This is a genomic window from Frankia canadensis (assembly GCF_900197875.1).
In the GTDB taxonomy this organism is placed as follows: domain Bacteria; phylum Actinomycetota; class Actinomycetes; order Frankiales; family Frankiaceae; genus Frankia; species Frankia canadensis.
Map to the genome: position 1 here is coordinate 1 of NZ_FZMO01000194.1, position 7,499 is coordinate 7,499.

Below are 7,499 nucleotides of genomic sequence, written 5' to 3' on the forward strand. Positions count from 1 at the left end.
GGTGGTGGGGGTGGCAGGGGCCGTGGCGGAGCGGAACCGGACTGACCGGCCAGACCGGCGGGCTGCTTCGACAGGATCGTGCGGCGGCCGCCGTCGATCAGCACCAGGTTCGGCCCGCTCGGATCGTTCACCCACACCTGGGCGCCGTTGGCCGTCACGGTCGGACCGCCACCGACGCCACCCGGCATCGTCGCCGCAGACGCCGTCGCCGCGCCCACCGTCGCCGCGGACGCCGCCGAGACGGCCCCAGGCGAGACGGGCGGGAGCAGCACGGGAACCGTGATCGGCGCGCTGTACCGGAGGCTGCGGGTGTCGAACACCAATGCTGTGCCCGAGCGCGGCCCGGGGATGTAAAGCTGCCCGTTGTGCCAGAGCGGCGGCTCGATATCCGAAGCGGGTGCGGAGCCGGGCACCGGGTTCCCCGCCCGGGCGGCGCTCATGGGAGTCGAGGACGCCGCGGCCGAAGGCGTCCCGGACAACTGGGCCGGACGGTCGACGTCGGGTAGCCCGGTCTGACCAGACCGGCCGCCGGCCGCCGGCTCATCACTGTCCGTTCGGGCCGTGGGGACTGCCTCCCATCCCGCGCCGGCCGGCAGCGCGACGGTGCGCACCGCGCCGGACGACAGGTCGGCGAGCAGCAGACGTCCGGCGCCTGGGTCGACGACCGGGAGGAGACGCCCCGGCACTTCCGGCGCGGCGATCAGCGGCCTCTCCGCTGCCTCCGCCGGCCTCGGCAGAGTGATCACGCGGGAGCGGCCGCCGGTGAGAGGAGTCAGGGTGCCCGCGGTGGCATCGACGACCACCGGCTGTCCGGCGGCCAGGGCCATGTCGATGTGATGACCCGGCGGGGCCACCCGCACCGGGGCGGATGGACTGCCGGCGCGGATGGCGACGACCATGCCGCTGCGGCGAACGGGTGCCCACAGCGTCCCGTCACCCGACTGGGCGATGGCGCCAAGCGCGCCACCGAGGTCGATCATCGGTCCGATCGGGGCAAGACGCCGCCGGTCCAGGCGGCGCACCTGTCCGGTCGGGGCAGCCGCGGCATAGAGGGCCCCGTGGCGGGCCGTCACGACGGAGCCCGCGGGCAACGCCGCGGATCGCGCGGGGGCCAGACGCTGGGGCTCGATCAGGTGCAGCAGGCCGCTGGTCTCGTCGGCGATCAGCAGGTCCGGCCCGTCGGCGAGGACGACCAGGCGGTGGCCAGCCGCGCCGGGCACGGTGATCGCCGCGTCCGCGCGTCCGGTCGTGCTCTCCAGATGGGTCACGGTGCCCGTCGAGTCCCACGGCAGCCAGGTGCCGCCGCTCGTCACGGCCAACGTCAGCGGGTGGGCGCCGGGCGCGCGGACAGCGACGGCGGTGCCCATGAGAAGCAGCACACCTGCCGTCGTGCTGAGAACCCGGCGAAGAACCCGGCGAAGCCGTCGCGCGAACACAGAGATGGTCGACTCCCCGGAAATGGCCAGACCACGAGGACCGCCGGAATTCCGGCGAGCCCGCCTCGAACGGATTCGGTGATGTCTCCGTCACCGCCGGCCCGGCCATCCATCCGGATCGGCCGGCCTCCCCGCCGGAGATGGGCGTGGTGGGCGTCGACGCCCATGAAGCCCGGTGCGCACACACGCCATGGCCGGCACGACGGCAGGCGACCTGGCGCGCCGGGTCTCAGGCGGTGTCTGTGCGGGCGTGCCACCCCGCTCGCCCGCACAGACACCGCCAGGCGAGCGCCGTGGGAGGGGCGCAGCGCTCGCCATGTCCCGCACGGCCTGCCCAACGCGTGCGGGAAGTAGTTGTCCTTGTCGTGTGTATTCGTGTCGGAGGGGATGGCCCGGATGGGGGGTTGTCATCCCTCTTGCCGGGTTAGACGCGACATACCCCCGACAGGTTGCGACCCGACTGCTGCCAATCGTGACGCCTTCGCGCCGCAGGTCGCCCGACCGTCCGGCTGACTGGCCGATCCCGCCAGCCATCTCGCCATGTCGATCATCAGATACACAACTTTTCCGGCCTATGGCACAACGAAGTGGCGGCGTCAGTCGTCTACCGCAGCGGAACGGATCGCCTCCGTGGCGGCGACGGTCGCCACGAGCCCCGTTCCCGGGCGGCTCTCCCCACCGCCCGCTCGGCGGACCGGGCCGGTCGCCCCCTCGCCCGGCACGGTCCGCCACCCCGCACCACCCGAACCGGCCCCACCCGCTCGAAGTGACTAGCCCGATCCGGTCCCCGACCTGATCCGGTCTCGACCCGAGGAGCCACGGTCATGCGTAGTCGAACCGCCTGCCCCGACCGGACGAGGGCGTCGGCGTGACGGGCCGCGGGGACGACCGTGGCGGGCTGCGTGGCGACCAGGCCGGCGTCGCCGCCTTCTCCGCCGCCTTCCACGACGTCGTCGCCAACGTGGAGAAGGTCATCCGCGGCAAGCGCGAGGTCGTGGAGAGCGCGGCCATCTGCCTGTTCGCCCAGGGACACCTGCTCATCGAGGACGTCCCGGGGCTGGGGAAGACCTCGCTGGCCCGCAGCCTCGCGGCTTCGGTGAACGCCGGCTGCCACCGCATCCAGTTCACCCCGGACCTGCTGCCCGCCGACATCACCGGGACGATGGTCTACGACCAGCGCGCGAACGAGTTCGGCTTCCGGGCCGGACCGGTGTTCACCAACCTCGTCATCGGCGACGAGATCAACCGAGCCTCCCCCAAGACCCAGTCCGCGCTGCTGGAGGTGATGGAGGAGGGTCGGGTCACGGCCGACGGCACGGGCTATCCGGTGCCCCGGCCGTTCATGGTCGTGGCCACGCAGAACCCGATCGACATGGACGGCACTTACAGCCTGCCCGAGGCCCAGCTCGACCGGTTCCTCATGCGGCTGCGGATGGGGTACCCCTCGGTCGAGGCCGAACTCGAGATCCTCGAGGGCCGACAGGTGGGCCGGCGGGTCGAGGACCTCACCCCGGTGATGCGGGCGGAGGACGTCGTGGCCCGGGCGGCCCAGACACTCGCCGTCCACGTCGCACCCACCCTGCGCCGCTACCTGGTCGACCTGGTCGCTGCCACCCGGGCCATCCCGGACATCGTCCGGTTGGGCGCCAGCCCCCGCGGCAGCCTCGCGCTGCTGCGCGCCGTCCAGGTCCGGGCCGCCGCGCAGGGGCGCACGTTCGCGACGCCGGACGACGCCAAGTCGGTGGCCGGACCTGTCCTCGCCCACCGCCTCGTGCTCAGTCCCGAGGCGGAGTTGCGACGCGTCATCGCGGAGGACGTGATCGACGAGATCCTGCAGGTGGTGCCCTCACCTCGCCGGCTCGTCGGTATCTGACGTGCCGCCCACCCAACGATCGCCGCACCGGGCCGGCCCGCGGTCGCGCGGGCTCGGCGAGCGGCACCGGCCCCGGCCCGACCAGGCGGCCCCGCCGCTGCCCCGGTCCCGGCTGCGGCTGACACCGCTCGGATGGGCGGTGCTGGCCATGGCCATCGCCCTGCTGATCGGCGGCCGGCTGCTGCGATATGTCGAGTGGGTCGCACTCGGCGGCACGGGCGCCGCGGCGATGGGGCTCGCCCTCGCCGTCGTGGCCCGTCGTCCCCGGGTGACGGTCGCCGTGTCGGTCGTGCCCCGGCGCGTGGCGCGCGGCGAGCCGGCGGCGCTCGTGCTGGCGCTCGCGAACCTCTCGCGATGGTCCGCTCCGCCCTTCGAGCTGCGGCTGCCGTGCGGCCGCGACGCGCCGGACATCGTCCGGACCATCTCCCGGCTCGCGGGCACCGGCGACCGCTCCGTCGAGGTGGCGCTGCGCACCAGCACTCGGGGCGTGGTCACCCTGGGCCCCGCCGAAGTGATCAGATCCGACCCGTTCGGGCTCGTGATCCGCCGGCAGGCCGTCGCCGCCCCCGTGACGCTCTTCGTCCGGCCGGACGCCCAGCCGCTGGCCGCGCTGGCCTCGGCGCCGTCGCGGGAGCCCGACGGCCAGACCGGGCATGGCACGGCCGGGGGACTGGAGATCCACACACTGCGGCCGTACACGGCCGGGGAGGATCTGCGCCTGGTGCACTGGCTGTCCAGCGCACGTGTCGGTGAGCTCATGGTCCGGACCCACGTCGATCCCACCGAGCCGGCCGCCACGGTCGTGCTCGACGTTCGCCCGGCGGCCTATCCGCCCGGTCGGGTGGGGGAGACGGCCTTCGAACAGGCCGTGGACGTCGCGGCCGCGGCGGTGATGACCTGCGCCCGGGAGTCGCTCGGCGTGCGGCTCGTCACGACGGCGGGGCTGCGTGCCAGCGGACGGCGGCGCCGGCAGGACGCCGGGGTGCTGCTCGACGAACTCGCCGGCGTCAGCCTCGACGACGCCGCCACCCTCGACGTCGTCGGGACCCTGCGACGGGGCGGGCTGGGCACGCTCGTCCTCGTCACCGGCGGGTTCGACCGGCAGGGCCCGGCCGCGCTGGCGCCGGTCGCCCACGCCTACGGCCGGGTCGTGCTGGTGCGCGTCGGGCCCCGGTCAGTGGCGACGGCACGCGCCCTCGACCGGCGCGACTCCTCCGATCGGCCCAGGCTGCGATCGACGTCACCGGCGCCTGACCAGGCGGCGGGCGTGACCGGCTGGGGGCGGTCCGCGCCCGCCGGCGCCCGCCCGATCGGCACCTGGCCCGTCGAGGACGTCGGGCTGCGGACCGCCGGCCGGTTGACGCTGATCGACATTCCCGACGCCGCGGCCCTCGCCCACCGGTGGCCCGCGCCCACCGGGTCAGGGCGCGACGCCGCCTGGGACGGCCGCCGGTGACCGCCGAGTGCGCCGTCCCCGACGCGGCGGACCATCCCGCGCGTCCCCCGGGCGGGCGTCGGGCCGCGGTCGTCCCCGACCCCGCCGAACCGGCCCGCCGGGGCCGCTCGCGACTGGCCGACCTGGGCCTGGTGGCGGCCCTCGCGCTCGTCGGCGGCGCGGCGTTCCGTCCCGTCTTCAGCGGCCATGACCTGCGTGTGATCCTGCCGGTGTCGGCCGTGCTCCCCGTGGTCCTGGCAGCGGCGCTGACGGGCCGGCGCCACCGGCCGCCACCGGTCGTCGTCACGGTCGCCGCCTGGAGCGCGGGATTCGTGGTGTGGGCCGCGGCCACCGTCGCCTCCCCCGCGGGCGGGATCGGCCGGCGGTTGGGCCTGGTCCGCACCGGGGCCCTCACCGGCTGGGCGCGGTTGCTCGACACCGCCCTGCCCGCGCCCCCGCGGGCGGATCTGCTGCTCGTCCCCGCGGTGCTGACCTGGCTCGCCGCCGCGATCGGCGCCGAGCTGGCGCTGCGGACCAGGACCAGGCTGCTGCCCGCTCTGCCCGGCGCCGTGCTGCTGACGGTCGCCGCCGCCTTCGCCGCGCCCACCGCCGGCCCGCGCCTCCCGCTCGCGGGTGGCTTCGCGGCGCTCGCGGTCGTGCTGCTCCGGATGCGGCGTGCCGCGCCGTCCGCCCGGGGCCCGGCCACGGTGGCGCGGACATGCTGCGCGCTGATCGCCGTGGTGGCCGTGGGCGTGGGGCTCGCCGGAGGTCCGCTGCGCGTGCCGACGGGAAGGGCGCCCGCCGATCCGCGGGCCCTGCGCCACCCGGGCGCCGCCGCGCTCGCGGATCTCGATCCACTCAGCCGGCTCGCGGGGTGGACCGCCCATCCGGACCAGGTCCTGTTCCGGGCCGGGCTGACCCCGGCCCCGGCCGGGCCCGCGGTCCTGCGCCTCGCCGTGCTCGACCGCTACGACGGCGCCGACTGGTCGACGACCGCCCGCTACCTCCCGGCCGGCCAGGCGATCGCCGCACGGCCGGACGACCGCCGGACCCCGGCACCCGGGCCGACCGGGGGGCGACCCGCGACGGTGACCCAGGACCTGACCATCGCCGCGCTGGGTGGCGATCTCGTCCCGGCCGTGGCCGGGCTTCGTCGGTTCACCGTCACGCCCCCGGCCACCGTCACCCCCCCGGCCACCCGGACGACGGCGCCGGCGGGGGACCGGCGGGACGCACCCGGGCACTTCGCCGTGGCGCCCGCCGACGGGACGCTCGCGCGGACCGCGCCGCTGCCCGCGGGAACGCGGCTGCGCCTGGTCTCCACGCCGCCCGCCGAGCTCACCGCCGACCAGTTGCTGGCCCTGACCGTCTCCCGGATCCGGCAGAACACCCCCCACCTCGCCGTGCCGGACGGCGTCCCGGCCGTGCTGCGCTCGCTGGCCGGGCTCGCGACCAGGGGCGGCGTGTCGCCGTACCAGCGGGCCGCCCTGTTGCGGCAGTACCTGATGGCGACCTTCACCTTCGATCCGACGGCGCCCGCCGGGCACACCCTCGCCCATGTGGATCACTTCCTGGCGCAGACGCGGCGCGGCACGTCCGAGCAGTTCGCGACCGCCTTCGTGCTCGCGGCCCGGTTGATCGGCCTGCCCGCCCGGCTCGTCGTCGGGTTCGTCGCCGACGATCCCGGCGGTGGCGCCCGGTTGGTCCGCGGCGCCGACGCGCTGGCCTGGGCGGAGATCGACTTCGATGGTGCCGGCTGGCTGCCGTTCTTCCCCACCCCGCGCGCGGGTGAGGCCCGCGGCGCGGCGGTGGCCGGCTCGGCGCGGGGCGAGTCCCCGGCGCAGACCTCGCTCGTCAACGCCGTGCTGCGGGCGACGACGGTCCGTCCCGGTCCAGTGGATGGTGCCCCTGCGGGGCACGGCGGGCCCGCCGGCCGGGGGCGGTCGGCGACGTCGGACTGGCCGCACGGCGTGCGGGTGGCGTCCGCGGGCACCGGGCTCGCCGTGCTCGGCTACCTGGCCTTCGCCTCGGTGCTGCCGGTGCTGCGCCGGCGGCGGTCGGCACGCGTCGACGGCGCTCGCCGGCGGATCACGACGGCCTGGCAGCGGGCGATCGAGCTGTTCGCGGACGCGGGCCGGCCGATGCCGACCGCCGCGACCCCGAACGAGGTGGCCCTCGCGGCGGCGGGCGTGCTCGACGAGACCGGCCTCACCGCCCTGCGGGGGCTGGCCGAGCTCGCCACCCTGGCTCTGTTCGACGACGATGCCGGCGGCCGCTGGGACGCCGTGGCGGGACGGCACGCCGCGGACGAGGCCTGGCGCCAGGTGGACGCGCTCGAGCACGCGCTGCGGCGGGCGACCCCGCGGCGCCGTCGGCTCGCCCACCGGATCGCCCCGCGGACCGTGGCCGTGGAGATCCACCGCCTCCGAGAGCTGCGGTCGGGCTCGCCCGTCCTGGCAGCGTCGTGGCAACCTCGCGGCGGTCCGTGTCGCGGAGAGGCCGACAGAACGGAAAGAACGGGCACGACACGCGGAGTCCGCGACACGGTGCCGCTGTCCCCCGTACGCGCCGCCCACCCACGGGAAGTCCGAGGCGGAACCTCCCCGAACGCCCCTGGATCACGCCCGAAGACGCGGCCCCGGGCACCATCCGGCACCGGCTAGACCTGTCTTCCGCACATGGGGCTTTGATGCGTTGACCGGCCCGTATGTCGATCATGGTGGGCGGGTTGGGTCGACGCCGAGGATGTCGAGGA

The 7,499-nt window shown here is 75.9% G+C and carries 4 protein-coding genes; 3 read left to right on the top strand and 1 reads right to left on the bottom strand.

The window, feature by feature from the left end; translation table 11 throughout:
* Positions 1–1,379, bottom strand: a 1,379-nt coding sequence (locus C1A33_RS16405) for an NHL repeat-containing protein (RefSeq protein WP_101832363.1), incomplete at its 3' end; no start/stop codon positions are given.
* 925 nt (positions 1,380–2,304) lie between these two features.
* Between C1A33_RS16405 and C1A33_RS16410 the strand changes: the two genes are divergently transcribed.
* From C1A33_RS16410 to C1A33_RS16420, 3 genes are read left to right on the top strand one after another with little or no spacing between them, the layout of a single operon-like run.
* Positions 2,305–3,309, top strand: coding sequence for an AAA family ATPase (locus C1A33_RS16410; protein ID WP_207770335.1), 1,005 nt, complete (start codon positions 2,305–2,307; stop codon positions 3,307–3,309).
* Position 3,310: 1 nt separating this feature from the next.
* Positions 3,311–4,765, top strand: coding sequence for a DUF58 domain-containing protein (locus C1A33_RS16415; RefSeq protein ID WP_243407620.1), 1,455 nt, complete (start codon positions 3,311–3,313; stop codon positions 4,763–4,765).
* Positions 4,762–7,407, top strand: a complete 2,646-nt coding sequence (locus C1A33_RS16420) for a transglutaminase TgpA family protein (protein WP_243407621.1) — start codon at positions 4,762–4,764, stop codon at positions 7,405–7,407. Before C1A33_RS16415 ends, C1A33_RS16420 begins: the two co-directional genes overlap by 4 nt.
* Positions 7,408–7,499 lie beyond the last annotated feature (92 nt).